The sequence below is a fragment of the Paracraurococcus lichenis genome (assembly GCF_030657435.1).
Taxonomy (GTDB): domain Bacteria; phylum Pseudomonadota; class Alphaproteobacteria; order Acetobacterales; family Acetobacteraceae; genus Paracraurococcus; species Paracraurococcus lichenis.
This window is the reverse complement of sequence record NZ_JAUTWS010000592.1, coordinates 1-274: the sequence shown is the minus strand read 5'-3', so window position 1 is coordinate 274 and position 274 is coordinate 1. Positions and strand designations below refer to the sequence as shown.

At 68.2% G+C, this 274-nt stretch carries 1 protein-coding gene; it reads right to left on the bottom strand.

The window, feature by feature from the left end:
• On the bottom strand, positions 1–274 hold a 274-nt coding region (locus tag Q7A36_RS41365; RefSeq protein WP_305109562.1), incomplete at both ends, for a transposase.

The window sequence follows — 274 nt, the reverse complement described above, 5'->3', positions numbered from 1 at the left end:
CGATGGTGCCGGCGGTGTGCCATCCGGCGTTGTCGAGCACCATGACCGCATGCTCGTCCTTGGGCAGCTTCGCGGCGAAATGCTCGAGGAAGGTGTTCATCGCCGCGCTCGAGACATGCGGCATGACGAGGGCGACGTCCTCGCCGGTGGCGGGCCTGACGGCGGCGAACAGGTGGACCCAGGTGTAGCGCTGGTCACAGAGCCCGGTCGGGCGCTCGCCACGGGTGAACCAGCGATGGCAGACGCGCCCCTTCTGGCCAAATCTGGCCTCGTC